The organism is Pseudomonas sp. RL_15y_Pfl2_60 (assembly GCF_963970595.1).
Taxonomy (GTDB): Bacteria; Pseudomonadota; Gammaproteobacteria; order Pseudomonadales; family Pseudomonadaceae; genus Aquipseudomonas.
The window spans coordinates 15,131-32,640 of the sequence record NZ_CAXAOE010000004.1 but is presented as its reverse complement, the minus strand read 5'-3'; the positions used below and the strand labels follow the sequence as shown (position 1 = coordinate 32,640).

Below are 17,510 nucleotides of genomic sequence, written 5' to 3'. Positions count from 1 at the left end.
GTGCTATTTAGGCGCCTTCAGCCGCCATTTCAGCGTCGTGGGCAATCAGGGCTACAAGAGCGTTCTGTTGCCGACGAGTGAGTTGGCGAAAACGTTGAAGCAGCTCGCGCTCATGAAGCGACAGCTCAGGGCTGTCTAGGCGCACGTTGAGTTCGGCATCGAGATTTCCTTCCTGGAGCATGCTTTGTTCCAGGCGAGCAATAATCTCGGAGTTCATGCTGCGGTGATGATTGCGTGCTACATCAGCAATACGCTCGCGCATACCGTCAGGTAGGCGAACGACAAATTTATCGGCTGTGCGGCTGGAGTAGGTAGCTTGTTTCATAGGTCGCATACTTTGGAAACCGGTTAGTCAGAGAGTCGATGCGTGCGTTTGAGCTGCATAATTGTCACCGGTTAAGACCATATTTTTGCCTAGCCGTTCAGCTAGAAATGTAATCCATATCGTTAAAATACAGTGGAAAGTTGGGTGACTTTTTGACGCCAATTATATGTCGCTATTGTCAGCCAGTCTGCACTTTATTGCCAGAGGAGCGTTGATTATTTGGGCTTTGCTCGGCATAAAAACCAGCCTTTCAAGCCATTCCCTTTACCAGCACTGACTGACAGTAATTGCTTGGTGGTGGTTTTCGGTCACTTTATTGACACCTTCAGGCGCTACTTTCGCTAAAAATCTAGGTGCTTGGGTTCGCTATCAAGTTGTGTTGGGGTTAACAGTGTCGATAACGGTCTTTGCACGGGTCTTTGGCAACGAGTCTCGCGGCACTTGGTGCGTCTTTTGCTCCCTTGTCTTTAACCTGCTCTTCAAAGCAGTGTCGGCTGGGTTGCAGCACAATCGATCTTTCACTGCATTGTCTTGGTGGTAATTCTATTTTGACATCATTTTGCTTTTTGGCGAGGGCAGGATAGCTAAAAGCCGTGGGCTACTGACCAGCGGTGTTTAGCACTTCAGGTTAGGCTGGCTAGTGTTAAAGGTGTAGAGGAGGCAGGCTGATGAGTGCAGCACTCGGTATAGGGCGCGAGTTTGACACTCCGGTGCTGGAAGTGCCGGTAGTCGGTCGGTCGATTGCACGACAAGCGATGGCCTCGCCTGGCCAAATTCAAAGTATTGATTGGATGTATGTGCAGCAACCGCTTGATGAAGCGACCCTTGCTCTGTGCATGGATCTGCTGGATGTGGGTTCGCCGCTATGGGTGGGACCTAGCCTGGACACCCCTGACTTACGCAGGGTTTTGGCTTTGCATTGTGGGTGTTCGATTGTTGGATTGCCTCAGATGGCGCGTTTTGCTTTGTTGGGGGCTTGTGAGTTGGATGATTTGCGTCATTTTGACAATGGTGTTGACGGTATTCCAAGTCATGCATGCACCTTGATTGTTCAGCTGGACAATCTATCCGCTGGGCCAGAGCTGCGTTGGCGCGGTCCCGGTATCAAGCAGGCGACCAGCAAAGGCGTGGTCGATGTCAGGCGGGTTAGCCTTCCCCTGAGCAGGGCCTTCTGGCAGCAGCGCAGTGATCAAAATAGTTTCCCAAGGGGGCTGGATATGTTTTTTGCTGCAGGTCGACAGGTTCTGGCCTTGCCACGCAGCACTCATGTACTTGGCGGTGAGGTCGATACAGATTGAGAGTCCCATCGGCCAGACCAGCTGATAAATCGTCTAGTTAGTCGCCTCGGGGGTGTTGATTGAGTGCGACAAGGCCTATGATTCGCTCTCTGTTAGTCCGTGTTTGAGTATTAAGGTGTATTGATGGCGGGTAGGTTGATCTATCTCATTGGCCCTTCAGGGGCTGGCAAGGACAGCTTATTGAATGCTGCACGCGAACAACTGGCTGCTATGGGTTGTCGTGTTGCGCGCAGGGTCATCACACGCTCTGCCGAGGCTCAGGGCGAAGAGGCGATATCGCTGTCGCCAACCGCCTTTGATGAGCAAAAATGGGTCGGCGCATTTGCCATGAGCTGGCAGGCTAACGGTTTGTCATACGGTATTCCCAGGCAGATAAACGAATGGCTGGCTGCCGGTGACAACGTTCTGGTCAATGGTTCACGGGCGTATTTGGCTGAGGCTCGCGCGCGCTACCCTGACATGCTGGCCATATTGCTCAAGGTCAATGATGCCGTGTTGCGTGAGCGTCTATTGCAGCGAGGGCGCGAGAGTGAAGCTGAGATCGAACAGCGATTAGCGCGCAATGCGCAGTTCGCCAGCCAGGCGACAGCAGGCGATGAGCAGCTACTGGTTCTGGATAACTCCAGTAATTTCGAGCAAACGGTTGCCAACCTGATCAGTCTTATCGGCCCCAGACGGGCCTGCGCCTAGCCTCGGTTAATCCAGGGGTAACTCGGTGGTGCGCTTGACCTCGCTCATGGCGATGTGTGAGTGCGCCTCCTGGACATGCGGACGTTGAAGTAAATGATCGCGTAAAAAGCGTTCATAGCTGGCAATGTCCTTGGCCACGACTTTCAGCAGATAGTCCGAGCCGCCAGCCATGGTGTGGCACTCCAATACTTGTGGATAGCCAACGATAGCCTTCTCAAACTCCTCCAGATTGTTGCGCCCGTGCGCCGACAACTTGATATCCACAAACACAGTAGTGCTGAAGCCCAGCTGCTTGTGATTGAGCAGGGCAACCTTGCGCTCAATCAAGCCTTCTTCCTGCATGCGATGAATCCGTCGCCAGCAAGGCGATTGCGACAATTCAACCCTTTCTGCAATTTCTGCAGCCGACAGGTCGGCATTGTGTTGCAGTAGGCGCAAAATCTTACGATCAATAGGACTCAATTTTTCTTGCATGAATAATCCAGTTTGGTTGTTTTTATTGGATAGCTCATGCTCAGTATTGACGTTTTTCTGCTGATTTAGAAATAAAAAATCAGTACCGACAAGTCATATTCTTAGGCAGATGTTAGCGCGGCGATCCCGCGCTGATGAATAGGGTGGCAATAACCGATGCCGCTCAGGTCGCCAAAATAATAAAAGGAGCGCCCACATGTCTCTGGCCGAAATCCGCCTGGATGACAAGTATCGCCTTGCAACTGGTCATCTTTACCTGACTGGCACTCAAGCTTTGACTCGTCTACCCATGCTGCAAAAGCAGCGCGACGTAGCCCAAGGTCTGAATACCGCCTGTTTTATCTCCGGCTACCGCGGCTCGCCATTGGGCAATCTTGATAAAAGCCTGTGGGAAGCCAAGCAATTTCTCAAAGACAACCACATCCATTTCCAGCCCGGGGTCAACGAAGAGTTGGCCGCTACCTCGGTCTGGGGCAGCCAGCAAACCAATCTGTTTCCCGGGGCACGCTACGACGGCGTATTTGCCATGTGGTACGGCAAGGGCCCTGGGGTTGATCGCTGTGGTGACGTGTTCAAGCACGGCAACTCTGCAGGTGTATCGAAGCATGGTGGAGTGTTGCTGCTGGCCGGTGATGACCATGGCTGTAAGTCGTCGAGTATCGCTAACCAAAGCGAGCACGCCTTTATCGCAGCTTCTATTCCGGTGCTGAATCCTGCCAATGTTCAGGAAATTCTTGATTACGGAATCATTGGTTGGGAACTGTCGCGCTACAGCGGTTGCTGGGTCGCGCTGAAGACTATTGCCGAGAACGTTGACTCATCGGCAGTGGTTGATGTCGATCCGCTGCGCATAGAAGTCAAGTATCCAACCGATTTTGAACTGCCGGAAGACGGTGTGCATATTCGCTGGCCAGACCCGCCGCTGGTTCAGGAAAAACGCCTGAATATCTACAAGATCTATGCCGCTCGGGCGTTTGCCTTGGCCAATAACCTGAATCAGGTGAAGCTCGACTCACCCAATCCGCGCCTGGGTATTATCACCACGGGCAAGTCATACCTGGATGTGCGTCAGGCGCTTGAGGATCTGGGGCTGGACGAGGAGCTGTGTGCGCAGGTTGGCTTGCGCGTATTCAAGGTGGGAATGAGCTGGCCACTGGAGCCGGTTTCCGTGCATCAGTTTGCCGAAGGCCTTGATGAAATTCTGGTGGTCGAAGAAAAGCGCGGCATCATTGAGGATCAACTTACCGGCCAGCTGTATAACTGGCCGGTGGGCAAGCGCCCGCGGGTGGTTGGCGAATTTGATGAAAGCGGCAAGTCGCTGCTGCCAAACCTCAGTGAGCTGACGCCGGCGATGATTGCGCGGGCAATCGCCAAGCGCCTGGAACCGATCTACAGCAGCGAGCAAATTCAATCCCGGCTGGCATTTTTAGCCGCCAAGGAAGCCTCGCTGGCAGCGCCAAAGCACACCACAGTGCGCACGCCGCATTTTTGTTCAGGCTGCCCACATAACACTTCGACCAAACTGCCTGAAGGCAGTCGCGCTCAGGGGGGCATTGGTTGCCATTACATGACCCAGTGGATGGACCGCAATACCGATACCTTCACCCAGATGGGCGGTGAGGGCGCGACCTGGATCGGCCAGGCACCGTTTACCGATACGCCGCATATTTTCCAGAATTTGGGTGACGGCACTTACTTTCACTCAGGTCAGTTGGCGCTGCGAGCGGCTGTGGCGGCCGGGGTCAACATTACCTATAAAATCCTCTACAACGACGCGGTGGCCATGACCGGTGGCCAGCCGATTGATGGAGAGTTACGTGTCGACCAACTCAGCCAGCAAGTGTTTGCCGAAGGCGTCAAGCGTATTGCGCTGGTCAGCGATGAGCCGGATAAATACCCGAGTCGTGACGGCTTCGCACCAATCGTCAGCTTTCACCACCGTCTTGATCTAGACGCCGTTCAGCGTGAGCTGCGCGAATTCAAAGGCGTTTCGGTGATCATCTATGACCAAACCTGCGCCACTGAAAAACGTCGTCGGCGCAAGCGCGGTAAGTTGGTTGATCCGCAAAAGCGCGCCTTTATCAATCCTGCAGTGTGCGAGGGCTGTGGCGATTGCAGTGTTAAATCCAACTGCCTGGCGGTGCTGCCGCTGGAAACAGAGTTGGGGCGCAAGCGTGAGATCGATCAGAACGCCTGCAATAAGGATTTCAGCTGTGTTGAAGGCTTCTGCCCGAGTTTTGTCACTGTGCATGGCGGCAGTTTGCGCAAGCCGGAGGCGGTAGGGGTGAATGCTCTCTTTATTGCCTTGCCTGAACCACGTCAGCCGGACTTGACGCGACCATGGAATATTCTTCTGCCGGGTGTTGGCGGCAGTGGCGTAACAACCGTTGGTGCGCTGCTGGGCATGGCTGCGCACATTGAGGGTAAGGGTTGCAGCGTGCTTGATCAGGCGGGGCTGGCGCAGAAGTTTGGGCCGGTGGTGACCCATATTCGTGTCGCGGCCAAGCAAGACGATATCTTCGCCGTGCGCATCGCGGCTGGTGAGGCCGATTTGCTGCTGGGGTGCGATCTGGTGGTGTCAGCCAGTGAAGATGCATTGGCCAAGCTTAATGATCAAATTGCCCATGCCGTGATCAACAGCCATGAAGCAGCGACGGCTGAATTTACCCGTAATCCGGACGCTCAGGTGCCGGGCGAGCAGATGCGCGAAGCCTTGGTTGAGGCAGTGGGTGCAGCTAAAACGCATTTTGTTGATGCAACCCGCCTGGCAACTCGCTTGTTGGGCGACAGCATTGCAACCAATCTATTCATGCTCGGTTTTGCCTATCAAAAAGGGTTTGTGCCGGTTTCAGCCGAGGCAATCAACAAGGCCATTGCACTGAATGGCGTTGCGGTCGAACTTAATCAGCAGGCCTTTCTCTGGGGGCGCCGCGCTGCGCATGATATTGCTGCGGTTGAGCGCTTGGCCAAACCAGTGATTAGCCAGGCGCCTCGCAGTGAAACCCTGAAGGAGATTGTTGAGTTCCGGGTCGGCTATTTAACCCAGTACCAAAGTGCTGCGTATGCGCAACGCTATAGCAGGCTGGTCGAGCAGGTGGAAAACATTGATAGCCATGCAGATCAGCGCCTGAGCAAGGCGGTTGCACGCTATTACTTCAAGCTCTTGGCTTACAAAGATGAATACGAAGTGGCGCGGCTGTATAGCGATGGCGACTTCATTAAGCAACTGCAGGCGCAGTTTGAAGGTGACTACAGGCTGCAGTTTTATCTGGCGCCATCTTGGTTGAGCGATCATTCGTCTGCAACCGGTGAGCCGCGTAAACGAACATTTGGTCCGTGGATGCTCAAGGCCTTCGCTGTGCTGGCTAAATTCAAGTTTCTGCGTGGCACGCCACTGGATCCATTCGGTTACAGCGTCGAACGCAAGATGGAGCATCAACTGTTGGAGCAATATCAGCAGACTGTGGCTTTTATCATCACCAACTTGAACGCTGATAACTACGACCGAGCGGTGGCTCTGGCAGAAATCCCTGAGCAGATCCGCGGCTATGGCCATGTCAAGGCAAAGGCAGTTGCGCAGGCACAAGCCCTCGCCAGCGAGTTACAGGCGCGCATGCTGGTTAGCGAAATATCGGCAGTCAAGCTCTACGAACCAGCCGCCTAGCCCGGGCTGATCAGTCCTATCTGGCGAGGGCTCGGTTAGCCCTCGCCATCAATAAATATAAGTTGAGGATAATTAATGTCAGTGTTCTCACACGTTGAGTTCGACCACCACCAACAGGTGGTGTTTGGCCACGATAAAGCAAGCGGGCTGAAGGCGATTATCGCGATTCATAACCGCAACCTGGGGCCAGCGCTAGGTGGATGTCGCATGTGGCCATATGCCGATGACCAGGCAGCCTTGCGCGATGTGCTCAGGCTCTCGCGCGGTATGACCTATAAATCAGCACTGGCGAACTTGCCGCTTGGCGGTGGCAAGGCGGTGATTATCGGCGATCCGCATACGGCTAAAAGCACTGCGCTGTTCCAGGCCATGGGTGATTTTGTCGAGAGTCTGGGTGGGCGTTATATCACTGCTGCAGACTCCGGCACGGGCGTCGCTGAAATGCAGATCATGGCTGAGCGAACGCGTCATGTTGCTGGCGCTGGCGTGCGCGAAACCCTTGATGGTGGCCAGCGCAGCGGTGATCCATCACCGGCGACGGCATACGGCGTTTTTGTCGGTATCAAGGTCGCGGTCAAGCACCGTTTAGGGCGAGATGATCTTAACGGTTTGCGCGTGGCTATTCAGGGTGTGGGCCAGGTTGGTTTTAATCTGGCCAGGCATCTGCGTGATGCCGGGGCGCAGGTGTGGGTGTGCGATATCGTTGAGGCCAATGTGCGTCGAGCTGTTGAGCAATTAGGTGTCAAGGCGGTGACGCAGAATGATATCTATGGCTTGGATGCTGATGTGTTTGCGCCCTGCGCCATGGGCGGCATCATCAATTTGCAAGCCTTGGATGTCTTGCGTGCACCTATAGTTGCCGGCGCTGCCAATAACCAGTTGGCCGATGCCCAGTTGGCGGAAGAGCTGCGCAATAAAGGTGTTTTATATGCGCCTGATTACGCGATCAATGCGGGCGGAATTATTGACATCTACTTTGAGCGCAGCGGTGGCAGCGCCCTTGAGCTGAAGGCGCATATCGAAGGTATTGGCGCGACGCTGGAGCAGATATTTACCCGTGCCGAAGGTGAAGGTAAAACCACAACAGCCGTTGCTGATCAGTTGGCCGAGGAGCGCTTTGGCGGTCAGTAGACTGAGTTGCTCGGTTGGTTTTATGCGGATAATTCTCTCGTGCCTGCGTTGCTCAGACATGACAAATCTATCGAGGCTGGGTAACATGCCGGCCGGTCAGGCGTAACCTTGCACGAATGTTGCGGGTTACCTATCCGCTCTGTCTCCTTAGTTTAATGGATAGAACAAGCCCCTCCTAAGGGCTAGATACTGGTTCGACTCCAGTAGGGGACGCCAAATAAAAAAGGCTTACGCATCGCGTAAGCCTTTTTCGTTTCACCAGCGTAAGTTTAGCCAGCTTTGCGCGCGTGACCGAGGCAGGCTGCCGCTGTGAACAGCGCATCGGTCGAAGAGTTAAGTGCAGTTTCGGCGGAGTCCTGCACAATCCCGATAATGAAGCCAACGGCCACAACTTGCATGGCCACATCATTCGGAATCCCAAACAGGCTGCAGGCCAGCGGGATTAACAGCAGCGAGCCACCGGCAACACCCGAAGCGCCGCAGGCACTGATTGACGCCAGTAGGCTCAGCAGCAGTGCAGTTGGCAGGTCAACAGCAATCCCCAAGGTGTGAACTGCTGCCAGGGTCAGCACTGTAATGGTGATGGCTGCGCCCGCCATGTTAATGGTGGCGCCCAGCGGGATCGAGACTGAGTAAGTCTCTTCATGCAGGCCAAGGCGTTGGCATAGCTGCAGGTTGACAGGGATATTGGCTGCCGAGCTGCGGGTGAAAAACGCAGTGATACCGCTTTCACGCAGGCAGGTGAAAACCAGTGGGTATGGATTGCGGCGAATCTTCCAGAACACTATGGCTGGGTTGACCACCAGGGCAACGAAGAGCATGCACCCGACCAACACCAACAACAGATGCAAATAGTCGAGCAGTGCGCTCATCCCGGTTTGTGCAAGCGTTGCGGCGACAAGACCGAAGATACCCAGCGGCGCGAGACGGATAACCATTTTGACAATCGCGGTTACTGCACTCGACAGGTCGCTGAGCACCTGCTTGCTGCCAGGTGCCGCGTGACGGAAGGCAAAGCCCAGGCCGATTGCCCAGGCCAGGATGCCAATAAAGTTGCCTTTGAGCAGTGCGTTGACCGGGTTATCGACAATATTCATCAGCAGTGTGGTCAGCACTTCACTGATACCGCCGGGCGGTGATAGTTCAGCACTGTTGCTCACCAGCGTCAGGCTTGATGGGAAAGCAAAGCTGGCGATTACGGCGATGACCGCTGCGGTAAAAGTCCCAAAAAGGTAAAGAAGCAGAATAGGGCGAATATGGGTCTGTTGGCCGTGCTGGTGATTGGCGATGGATGCCGCGACCAAGATAAACACCAACACCGGAGCGACGGCTTTCAGTGCGGATACAAATACATCGCCAAGTAGGGCAACTTTCAGGGCAAGGCTTGGCAGGAAGAACGCCAAGGCAATACCGGCAATCAGGCCAATAATAATTTGGCTAACCAGGCTGGTGCGGTTAAGCAGGCGGAGCAAAGGGTTTTGTTGGACATCAGTCATAGCATGCGTCTCGTATTGTCTGCGAGTGAGCTGCGCTCCTAAACCTCTTGCGGATAGCTTGAAACGGGCCTTTTAGGGGCTTTTGTCATGTCTCAGTAGGTTCAGAATCGCAGCGTCCAGCGATTCACCAGGCACTGCTTGGGTTAGTCAGCAGTCTAGGCTTAAAAAATCAGCGGCGGACTCTAGCACAACGACGCAAAAAGGGTGTCCGTCTAATCCGCCTTGGCAGATGAAGGGTCAGCTTTGTGCAGAACCTTATGGTCGCCTGCCTCGCCTCAGGGTAGGCTGGGCCATCACTGGGTTTAAGAGTCGTCGCTATGAATGATGAAGTGCTTGAGAGTGAAGACGGTGAGCAGGCTGGTCTGCAACTTAGCGCCAATGAGCTGCGTGTACTCGGATGCCTGATTGAGAAGCAGGCGACTACGCCAGAGGTGTATCCGCTGACCCAGAACGCATTGGTTCTGGCCTGTAACCAGAAAACCAACCGCGAACCGTTGATGAATATGACACAAGGCGAGGTTGGCCAGGCGCTGCGTAGTTTGGAAGCGCAACAGTTGTCGCGTCTGGTGATGGGCAGCCGAGCGGATCGTTGGGAGCAGCGTGCTGATAAAACCCTTGAGCTGGTTGCGCCGCAGCTTGCTCTGGTCGGGTTGTTGATGCTCAGGGGGCCGCAAACCATCAATGAGTTGCTGACGCGCAGCCTGCGCTTGCACACTTTTGATGATGCTGAGCAGGTGCAATATAACCTTGAGCGACTTATCGGCCGTCAACTAGCATGCCTTGTGCCCAAACAAGCGGGTCAGCGGGAGGATCGCTACATGCATATGCTCGGTGATGCTGAGCTATTGCAGGCGGCTTTGGAGGCGAGTGCTGCAGGTCAGGAAGGTAAGAGTGTGGCAAGGGAGCACAATGAAGAACGCTTGCAGGCGCTGGAGCTGAAAATTGCAGAGCTTGAGCAGCGACTGGAACGCCTGGAAGGATAGAGTTAAACGCTACAGACATAAAATACAAAGGCGCCATTCTAGGCGCCTTTTGCTTTTGGGGTGTTGCAGCAGTATTAGCTGATGCGACCGATTGCAGTGTAGTCGGAGCCATCTTCGGCGACACGGTTAACGTTGGTGCGGTCGAAGCCATCTTCGGCGACACGGTTAACGTTGGTGCGGTCGAAGCCATCTTCGGCGACACGGTTAACGTTGGTGCGGTCGAAGCCATCTTCAGCGACACGGTTGACGTTGGTGCGGTCGAAGCCATCTTCAGCAACACGGTTAACGTTGGTGCGATCAAAGCCATCTTCGGCGACACGGTTAACGTTGGTGCGGTCAAAGCCGTCTTCAGCAACACGGTTAACGTTGGTGCGGTCGAAGCCATCTTCAGCAACACGGTTGACGTTGGTGCGGTCGAAGCCATCTTCAGCAACACGGTTGACGTTGGTGCGGTCGAAGCCATCTTCGGCAACGCGGTTAACGTTGGTGCGGTCGAAGCCGTCTTCAGCAACACGGTTAACACCAGTGCGATCAGCGCCGTCAGCAGCGATTGGAGTGACATTGATTGACTGTTGAGCAGCTTCAGGGAGTGCGAAAGCGCTAGCAGACAAAGTAACCAGGATCAGGCTTGCGAGAATTTGCTTTTTCATGTGTTGCTCCTTGAAGGGGCGGTAAGTGGGTATGGATTTAATCTTACTCGCAAAAAATCGATTAAAAAGTTGACCCTGTGAATGGTAAATATCGACATGCTTAATAGTCGTGTTAAATAGCTGATTAATAATGATTTTTATGTATTTTAAGTGGAGTTTTAAGATGATTTTGAGGCTTTCTATGGGGCTGGTAGTCTAGATCTATAAAATCGATTTTTACGATGTAATAGCAAGCTATCTAAATATATGCACGGTTTGCAGCATTCCAGTGCTTGATATTTCGAACATGTGATGCTTATTTTGTGCGCCTAGCCGTTGCAAACGGCCACCGCCAATAACAAGGAATGCAAGATGAGCAGTACAAGTCGTCCAGAGCTGCAAGAGCTACTTCACGGGGTTGATGAAATTGAATGTGTGACTCCGGACCTCAATGGCGTGCCGCGGGGGAAGGTGATGACCGCTGCTGGCTTTCTTGAGGGGCGCCGTCTCCAGTTGGCGCGTGGAGTGTTGTTGCAGTGCATGATGGGCGGCTACCCTGACGCGAAGTTCTACGGCAGCGATGACAGTGACCTCGCATTGATTGCAGAGCCAACGCAGATCCACCGTCTGCCTTGGAGTGAGTCGCCGCGCGCGCTGGCTGTCTGTGATGCGGACGAGTTCGACGGGCAAAGCTCAGGCCTTTCGACGCGGGGGCTGCTCAAGCAAGTGATCGCACGCTACGCCGCGAAGGGCTGGCAGCCAATCGTTGCCACTGAGCTCGAATTTTTCGTGTTCGCACCCAATACTGATCCGATGCAGGCGTTCAAGCCGCCAGTGGGTTTGGATGGGCGTCGTGAGGATGGTTGCTCGGCGTTCAGCGTGAGCTCCAACAATGGCTTGCGACCCTTCTTCAGTGAAGTCTATAAATGCATGGAGGCTTTGGGCCTGCCGCGCGATACCTTTATGCACGAGATGGGCGTCAGTCAGTTTGAAATTAATCTGTTGCACGGTGACCCGCTGTTGCTGGCAGACCAGACCTTTATGTTCAAGCACATGCTCAAAGAGGTTGCGCTTAAACATGGTTTGACCGTGGTGTGCATGGCAAAACCCTTGGCGCACACCCCTGGTAGCTCGATGCACATCCATCAGAGCGTGATAGAGCAGGGCACTGGCAAGAATATCTTCACCGGCGCAGACGACCAGGCAACCGCTGCCTTCTACAACTTTATTGGTGGGCAGCAAGCATTGCTGGCGGACTTCACGCTGTTGTTCGCGCCGCACGTCAATTCCTACCAGCGTCTTTGCCACCCTTATGCCTCGCCGAACAATGCCTGTTGGTCGGAAGACAACCGTGCCGCAGGCTTGCGTATCCCAGCGAGCTCGCCAGTGGCGCGTCGTGTTGAAAACCGCTTGCCAGGCGCTGATGCCAACCCTTATTTGGCGCTGGCAGCCAGTTTGGCAGCGGGGTTGTACGGTATTGAACATGAGTTGCAGCCAAGCGAACCGATTCAAGGTGACTTTGATGTGCCGCAAGAGCTGACATTGCCGTGCACCATGCATGCAGCCATTGAGAAACTGCGCGCCAGCTCGGTTGCGGTCGAGCTGTTTGGAGCCGAGTTTGTGGAAGGCTATATCGCGACCAAGTCGATGGAGCTGACCAGCTTCTTTGATGAAATTACGCCTTGGGAGCGACGCGTTCTGGCGGCCCATGCCTGAGGCGTAATACACTAAGACATTGGGCGCTACTGTAAATATTGGTAGTGCTTAAAACTCCAGCCTATGCTGGAGTTTTAACAATAAAGACTCATCCCCTCGTGCAACATTTGTTGCATTGAGTTCTCTAAACGTAGGGCTGTCGCCAAGCGATGACCTTAACGTTACTTGGCATCTAATTGATGCGTCTCAACAGTTCGCGTGAAACCCCGCCGTGCAGTTTCGTTTGCACGCGGAGGTATGCATTTGTCTAGCCTGATCGTCGTCTAATGAAGAGCGGCGACATTTTATTTTGGAGTATTACGTCGATCGCCAGGGTCGTCGAGGTGTTCCAGGAGAGTTGCACTGCCCATGACGATGATCTTCAAGTCATTTAGTTCGCTGTATTTCGCCACTTTGCTGATGTTGCTTGGCTCAGGTTTGCTCAGCACCTATCTAGGCTTGCGCCTTGCCGAGACTGCCGATGGTCTTTGGGTTGGTGCCTTGATGACTGCGAACTATCTGGGCCTGGTCCTCGGTGGCAAGCTGGGCCACCGGCTGATCGCCAGGGTTGGTCACATTCGCGCCTATGTTGCCTGTGCCGGCATCGTCACGGCTGCGGTGCTCGGTCACGGCATGACTGCGTTGTTACCCGTCTGGCTGGTGCTGCGACTGGTCGTCGGCCTGTGCATGATGTGCCAATACATGGTGATCGAGAGCTGGTTGAACGAGCAGGCGGGCCCAAGTCAGCGCGGCAAGGTGTTTGCAGGCTATATGGGCGCCTCCTATCTGGGATTGATCCTGGGTCAGCTGGTTCTGGTTGTGCACCCTGAACTCAGTGTCGAGCTGCTGATGATGGTCGCTTTGTGCTTTGCCTTGTGCCTTGTGCCGGTGGCGCTGACGCGCAAGCTGCATCCGGCGCCGCTGCATCCTGCACCTTTGGAAATGCGCTTCTTTCTTAAACGTGTGCCCTTGTCATTGCTGACAATTGGGGTCGCGGGTTTGTTGATCGGTTCCTTTTATGGCTTGGGGCCGTTGTATGGCTCGCGTATGGGCTTGAGCACCGAGCAGGTCGGTCTGTTCATGGGGTGTTGCATCCTTGCAGGTTTGTTGGCGCAGGTGCCGTTGGGTTGGCTGTCTGACCGGGCTGACCGCGTCAAGTTGATCCGTGGCTGCGCGGGATTGCTGAGCTTAATGGCGCTGCCACTTGCCGTGCTCCAGGACGCGCCAGTCGAGTTGCTGTTTGCGTGCGGCTTTGCGGTGAGCATTATGCTGTTCAGTCTTTATCCCTTGGCTGTTGCTTTTGCCAATGACCACGTCGAGAGCGAGCGCCGGGTGTCGCTGACGGTCATGCTGTTGGTGGTATTTGGCGTGGGGGCGGCAGTGGGGCCGATGCTGGTTGGTTTCCTGATGCGCTTTCTCGGTGCCAACATGCTTTATGCATTTACTGTGTTAAGCGGCCTGGTGTTGGTCGGTTTTGTACGCACGGCCAAGGTTACGCATGTGCATCAGGTTGATGAAGCGCCGCTGCATCACATTGCCATGCCCGAAGGTATGGCCAGCTCGCCACTGGTGGCCGCGCTCGACCCGCGTAACGAAGAGCAGTACGTGCAAGAGCAAATGTGTGATGAGCACGACGAGGACTGTGAAGATGAGCAGGCCAATGCGCAAGCAGTGGTGGATGCAAGCGCTGCGGACGCTGAGTTGGCGACCATTGCCGCAGCGGTGGTCACGGCTTCGGCGGTCGCCGCTGCAGCCGTTGCAGCCGATGCCGACCTGGAAACTGTGGCCTACACCGATGGCGCGCAGGAAGATGAGGCTGCGCCAGAGCGAGAGCCAGAGCAACCAGAGGCTGCAAAGCACAAGGATAACGATGCGTGAGGCCTTTACTCAGCGTTATCATCCCGGCGCGTAACGAAGCTCAAGCCTTGCCGTTGTTATTGCGTGACCTGAATGCTTTACGCGCGGCAGGGGCTGAGATCATCCTGGTCGATGGTGCAAGTGATGACAGCACCCGTGAGGTCGCTGAGCCCTTGGTCGATCAACTGTTGTCGAGCAAGCCCGGGCGGGCGCTACAGATGAATACCGGAGCTGCCGCCGCGCACGGTGATTACCTGTGGTTTGTGCATGCCGATACGCGGGTCGATCCGGGATCTATCCAAAGCTTGCTCGACACCTTGCTCGAGCAGCCGATCTGGGGGCGTTTTGATGTGCGCTTGTCTGGCCCTGGCCTGCTGCTGCGCTTGATTGGCGCAATGATCAACCTGCGTTCGCGGGTGAGTGCTATTGCCACGGGAGACCAGGGGATTTTTGTTGCGCGTCAAACCTTCGAGTCGCTCAAAGGCTACGCCAATATTGCGTTGATGGAGGATGTCGAGCTGTGCGGCCGACTCAAGGTGCTTGCCCGGCCAAGGTGTTTACGCCCGGCTTTGCTGACCTCCAGTCGGCGCTGGGAGCATAATGGCATCCTGCGTACCGTAGTATTAATGTGGCGTTTACGGCTGGCGTATTATCTTGGCGTGAGTCCTGAGTCATTGGCACGCGATTATCAGCGAGGGCCACGAGTATGAGTTTAGCTATTTCCTTACATATGCTGGCGCGGGCGCCGCGTCCCGGTCGGGTCAAGACCCGGTTGATTCCGGCGCTTGGTCCTGAGGGCGCTTGCGACCTGCAGCGGCGTCTGGTCGAACATACATTGAGTGTTTCAGGTGAAGGTTTTTCTCAGCGCTTTCTCTGGTTGGATGATGGCCCGGATACCGAGTTGCAAGCATTGGCCGAACAGCATGGTTGGACGGTCGTCGAGCAGCCTGCCGGGGATCTTGGTGAGCGCATGCGCTGTATCACCGCCCTGGGCCTGGTTGAAAGCGATGCGGTGATGTTGATTGGTAACGATTGCCCGGCAATTGATCTCGACTATCTGGCGCAAGCTCGCGCCGCCTTGATTGATTCACGCGCTGTGCTTGGCCCGGCCGAGGATGGCGGCTATGTGCTGATTGGGCTACGCCAGAATGATTCGCACCTGTTCAGCGACATGCCTTGGGGGACAGAGCAAGTGCTCAGCCTGACGCAGGCGCGTTTGGCTGAGCTGGATTGGCGCTATGAGCTGTTGCCGGTGCTCTGGGATGTTGATCGCCCTGAAGACCTGCGTCGCCTGGCTTCGTTGGGCATGCACCTGGGCTAGAGATCTAGCCCGGCGCAGTGGTTTCTTAGAGAAAGGTGTCGCTTTCCAGGCGCTTGGCTTCGCGCTGCAACTGATAGACGAAGCGCTCGACCTGACGCTGAACCAACCCGCTCATGCGGTAGAAGCGTACACCGATCATGCTGATGTCGAGCTTCTCATTATAGTGCACATGGCGCAGCTCTATGGGGGCTGTCATTGCGCCAAAGGGCAGTTGGGCGACCAGCTCTTCGTAGATCATGCCAGGCTTGAGGCTCTGGCTGACGTCGCCTGGGATGCGGATTTTGCAGCCAGTGGCCGAAATATCCAGCATCTGCCCGCTCAAGGGTTTTGCCAGCTTTTCACCCTTGAGGCTGATGGCGACCAGTTCGCTGAGCTTCAATGCCGCGCGAAATGCACTGCGGCGTTGATGATAGTGAACTTGCGATGGCATGGCGCAGAAATAACAGCGCAACCCATTGTGCTCGCTGATTTGCGCGGAATCATCACATTGCCAGGCAACGCGCACGCCTTCGCGCGATGACTCAACACTGAAAGGCTCGGCATTTTTCAGGAAGCGCTCACCGTCATTGGGTACTAATTCGTCGAAAATCAGCCGTCCTTTATCTGGATCAACCTCAATCAAGAAGCTTTGAAAGCGCTGGTTTCTTTCGTGGAAACTAATCACCAGCGGATCATGATTCTGTTCGAGTTGACGCAGTGTGGCTGCGATCTCCATTGGCGCTTTTAGCACTCTTGGCGGTTGCGGGCCGTCTTCCTCGGCAAAAGGGCTGGACACAGTCCTGTCTACTCCAAATCCAAACTGATTTTTATGGCGCTAGCATACTGTCAAAATGACATCGTGTGCGCGCTATGTGCTGAGATTTTAAGCTTGGCTCAGAGGGCGCTGGTTAACACCGCGTGAGGCGCTGCCGCTGCTGTCGTAGAGGCTCGGTGTTTCATTGCCATTGAGGATGCTGAGCATGCTGCGCGTTGACGTCTGGCTTGAGCGGATCAAGCGTCCATTACGCAGGTTGCCGGTTTGGCAGCGTTCCAGTAGTTGGGTCAGCTTGCTGCTTTTTTCAAGCAGCTCGGCGCCCATTGGGCTGCTTGCTGCAAGCGCTTGCAAGCCTTCAAGGTCAGCGCTTAGTTGCAGGCTTTGCAATAGCTGTGCGCGGCTCTGGGCGTGCTGGCCGAGTTGACTGAGCAGGGGTTGCTTGGCGTTGAGAATCTGTTGCAGGGTGTCGAGGTCGCGCTCGCCCAACGCTTGATGCTCGCTGTCAATCAGTTCAAGCAATTGCTCGCTGATGCCGATATCGTCGTTGAACAGCTGAAGCATTGAGGAGTCTTGCATCGTAGGCTCTTGGAAGTTAGGCGTCCAACATTCCAGCGCCGCAGCTAGCGCCTGGCAAAACAGGCATCAAGCTTAGCGCTGGGACTCGAAGTTAAGCAGTTTGCTGGCTGTACGCTGGGCATCGACTTTATAGGTGCCGTCAGCAATGGCCTGCTTGATCTGGGCAACGCGCTCTTTGTCCACGGTTGGCAGTTCGTTAAGTTTGTCGCCAATGCTCTGCAGTTGCTGAGCCTCTTGACTCAAATGCACTGTCTCACCGCTCTTGTTCGACTCGGTCTGGGTGTTGCTCGCGGCTGTCGAGTTGGATGTCTTCTCATCCGCGCGAACACCTGACTGGGCGCCGCTGGTCCGCCCGGAGCTTGCCGGGGTAGGTGCGTTGCTTGGTCGATTGAAGTCGATGACCATGATCGTAAACCTCTGATTTGTTTGGACGCTTACCTGCTTATCGGCTGTGCATGCAAAAACTTTAGGGATTCTCGTAATTAAAAAAAGCGTCGAGTTCAGTATGGCTGATGTTCAGTTGAACTGTCGCTGTTGATTCCTTTCCGGGAATCTTTTGAGACACAAAGGCGGCTATAAGTTCTGAAGTACGCCACCTATTTTGCACGCAGCACAGT

General features: G+C 54.8%; 16 protein-coding genes and 1 tRNA gene. 10 read left to right on the top strand and 7 right to left on the bottom strand.

Annotation, left to right across the window (positions count from 1 at the left end; translation table 11 throughout):
* Positions 1–7: 7 nt before the first annotated feature.
* Positions 8–334, bottom strand: coding sequence for an Arc family DNA-binding protein (locus AACY26_RS11680; RefSeq protein ID WP_010490404.1), 327 nt, complete (start codon positions 332–334; stop codon positions 8–10).
* A gap of 659 nt (positions 335–993) precedes the next feature.
* Here AACY26_RS11680 and phnH point away from each other — a divergent pair.
* Both phnH and phnN read left to right on the top strand, forming a co-directional pair.
* Entirely contained in the window at positions 994–1,623 is a 630-nt protein-coding gene (gene phnH / locus AACY26_RS11675) for a phosphonate C-P lyase system protein PhnH (RefSeq protein ID WP_339514183.1), read from the top strand.
* 123 nt (positions 1,624–1,746) lie between these two features.
* Positions 1,747–2,313 carry a phosphonate metabolism protein/1,5-bisphosphokinase (PRPP-forming) PhnN gene (gene phnN / locus AACY26_RS11670; RefSeq protein WP_339514180.1) on the top strand — a complete coding sequence of 189 codons (567 nt, stop codon included), beginning with the start codon at positions 1,747–1,749 and terminating at the stop codon, positions 2,311–2,313.
* Positions 2,314–2,319: 6 nt separating this feature from the next.
* Here the strand turns inward: phnN and AACY26_RS11665 are convergent, their stop codons facing one another.
* Positions 2,320–2,787: an Lrp/AsnC family transcriptional regulator gene (locus AACY26_RS11665; RefSeq protein WP_339514178.1), complete on the bottom strand. Its 468-nt coding sequence runs from the start codon at positions 2,785–2,787 to the stop codon at positions 2,320–2,322.
* 196 nt (positions 2,788–2,983) lie between these two features.
* Between AACY26_RS11665 and AACY26_RS11660 the strand changes: the two genes are divergently transcribed.
* The 3 genes from AACY26_RS11660 to AACY26_RS11650 all read left to right on the top strand — a co-directional run bounded on the left by AACY26_RS11660 (position 2,984) and on the right by AACY26_RS11650 (position 7,798).
* On the top strand, positions 2,984–6,451 hold the full coding sequence (locus AACY26_RS11660) for an indolepyruvate ferredoxin oxidoreductase family protein (RefSeq protein WP_339514176.1): 3,468 nt from the start codon (positions 2,984–2,986) through the stop codon (positions 6,449–6,451).
* A gap of 75 nt (positions 6,452–6,526) precedes the next feature.
* The gene (locus AACY26_RS11655; protein WP_339514174.1) at positions 6,527–7,582 is read left to right on the top strand and encodes a Glu/Leu/Phe/Val dehydrogenase dimerization domain-containing protein; all 1,056 of its coding nucleotides are present in this window, start codon (positions 6,527–6,529) and stop codon (positions 7,580–7,582) included.
* Positions 7,583–7,723: 141 nt separating this feature from the next.
* A tRNA-Arg gene (locus tag AACY26_RS11650) sits at positions 7,724–7,798 on the top strand.
* Between the two features lie 53 nt (positions 7,799–7,851).
* On the opposite strand, the gene sstT is transcribed toward AACY26_RS11650, so the two are convergent.
* Positions 7,852–9,078, bottom strand: a complete 1,227-nt coding sequence (gene sstT, locus AACY26_RS11645) for a serine/threonine transporter SstT (protein WP_339514172.1) — start codon at positions 9,076–9,078, stop codon at positions 7,852–7,854.
* A gap of 317 nt (positions 9,079–9,395) precedes the next feature.
* On the opposite strand from sstT, the gene AACY26_RS11640 reads away from it, so the two are divergent.
* Positions 9,396–10,061, top strand: coding sequence for a YceH family protein (locus tag AACY26_RS11640; RefSeq protein ID WP_339514170.1), 666 nt, complete (start codon positions 9,396–9,398; stop codon positions 10,059–10,061).
* A 74-nt stretch (positions 10,062–10,135) separates the two neighbouring features.
* Here the strand turns inward: AACY26_RS11640 and AACY26_RS11635 are convergent, their stop codons facing one another.
* On the bottom strand, positions 10,136–10,711 hold the full coding sequence (locus AACY26_RS11635) for a phage infection protein (RefSeq protein WP_339514168.1): 576 nt from the start codon (positions 10,709–10,711) through the stop codon (positions 10,136–10,138).
* 453 nt (positions 10,712–11,164) lie between these two features.
* On the opposite strand from AACY26_RS11635, the gene AACY26_RS11630 reads away from it, so the two are divergent.
* The 4 genes from AACY26_RS11630 to AACY26_RS11615 all read left to right on the top strand — a co-directional run bounded on the left by AACY26_RS11630 (position 11,165) and on the right by AACY26_RS11615 (position 15,563).
* Positions 11,165–12,406 carry a glutamine synthetase family protein gene (locus tag AACY26_RS11630; protein ID WP_339515130.1) on the top strand — a complete coding sequence of 414 codons (1,242 nt, stop codon included), beginning with the start codon at positions 11,165–11,167 and terminating at the stop codon, positions 12,404–12,406.
* A gap of 348 nt (positions 12,407–12,754) precedes the next feature.
* A complete protein-coding gene (locus tag AACY26_RS11625) occupies positions 12,755–14,263 on the top strand; it encodes an MFS transporter (protein ID WP_339514166.1) in 1,509 nt (502 codons plus the stop codon).
* Positions 14,260–14,952, top strand: a complete 693-nt coding sequence (locus tag AACY26_RS11620; RefSeq protein WP_339514164.1) for a TIGR04283 family arsenosugar biosynthesis glycosyltransferase — start codon at positions 14,260–14,262, stop codon at positions 14,950–14,952. The genes AACY26_RS11625 and AACY26_RS11620 overlap by 4 nt, the downstream gene beginning before the upstream one ends.
* The gene (locus tag AACY26_RS11615) at positions 14,949–15,563 is read left to right on the top strand and encodes a TIGR04282 family arsenosugar biosynthesis glycosyltransferase (RefSeq protein WP_339514162.1); all 615 of its coding nucleotides are present in this window, start codon (positions 14,949–14,951) and stop codon (positions 15,561–15,563) included. The genes AACY26_RS11620 and AACY26_RS11615 overlap by 4 nt, the downstream gene beginning before the upstream one ends.
* Positions 15,564–15,588: 25 nt before the next feature.
* Here the strand turns inward: AACY26_RS11615 and AACY26_RS11610 are convergent, their stop codons facing one another.
* From AACY26_RS11610 to flgM, 3 genes are all read right to left on the bottom strand, one after another.
* On the bottom strand, positions 15,589–16,338 hold the full coding sequence (locus tag AACY26_RS11610; RefSeq protein WP_339514160.1) for a flagellar brake protein: 750 nt from the start codon (positions 16,336–16,338) through the stop codon (positions 15,589–15,591).
* A gap of 87 nt (positions 16,339–16,425) precedes the next feature.
* Positions 16,426–16,893 (bottom strand): flagella synthesis protein FlgN, encoded by a 468-nt coding sequence (locus tag AACY26_RS11605; protein ID WP_339514158.1) that lies wholly within the window; start codon positions 16,891–16,893, stop codon positions 16,426–16,428.
* 72 nt (positions 16,894–16,965) lie between these two features.
* Positions 16,966–17,298, bottom strand: a complete 333-nt coding sequence (flgM, locus tag AACY26_RS11600) for a flagellar biosynthesis anti-sigma factor FlgM (protein ID WP_339514156.1) — start codon at positions 17,296–17,298, stop codon at positions 16,966–16,968.
* Positions 17,299–17,510: the final 212 nt, after the last annotated feature.

Coding starts and splice junctions, on each gene's coding strand:
- flgM (WP_339514156.1), bottom strand. CDS start 17,298: ATGGTCATCGACTTCAATCGACCAAGCAACGCACCTACCCCGGCAAGC.
- sstT (WP_339514172.1), bottom strand. CDS start 9,078: ATGACTGATGTCCAACAAAACCCTTTGCTCCGCCTGCTTAACCGCACC.
- AACY26_RS11605 (WP_339514158.1), bottom strand. CDS start 16,893: ATGCAAGACTCCTCAATGCTTCAGCTGTTCAACGACGATATCGGCATC.
- AACY26_RS11615 (WP_339514162.1), top strand. CDS start 14,949: ATGAGTTTAGCTATTTCCTTACATATGCTGGCGCGGGCGCCGCGTCCC.
- AACY26_RS11660 (WP_339514176.1), top strand. CDS start 2,984: ATGTCTCTGGCCGAAATCCGCCTGGATGACAAGTATCGCCTTGCAACT.
- AACY26_RS11625 (WP_339514166.1), top strand. CDS start 12,755: ATGACGATGATCTTCAAGTCATTTAGTTCGCTGTATTTCGCCACTTTG.
- AACY26_RS11630 (WP_339515130.1), top strand. CDS start 11,165: ATGACCGCTGCTGGCTTTCTTGAGGGGCGCCGTCTCCAGTTGGCGCGT.
- AACY26_RS11665 (WP_339514178.1), bottom strand. CDS start 2,787: ATGCAAGAAAAATTGAGTCCTATTGATCGTAAGATTTTGCGCCTACTG.
- AACY26_RS11680 (WP_010490404.1), bottom strand. CDS start 334: ATGCGACCTATGAAACAAGCTACCTACTCCAGCCGCACAGCCGATAAA.
- phnN (WP_339514180.1), top strand. CDS start 1,747: ATGGCGGGTAGGTTGATCTATCTCATTGGCCCTTCAGGGGCTGGCAAG.
- phnH (WP_339514183.1), top strand. CDS start 994: ATGAGTGCAGCACTCGGTATAGGGCGCGAGTTTGACACTCCGGTGCTG.
- AACY26_RS11635 (WP_339514168.1), bottom strand. CDS start 10,711: ATGAAAAAGCAAATTCTCGCAAGCCTGATCCTGGTTACTTTGTCTGCT.
- AACY26_RS11655 (WP_339514174.1), top strand. CDS start 6,527: ATGTCAGTGTTCTCACACGTTGAGTTCGACCACCACCAACAGGTGGTG.
- AACY26_RS11640 (WP_339514170.1), top strand. CDS start 9,396: ATGAATGATGAAGTGCTTGAGAGTGAAGACGGTGAGCAGGCTGGTCTG.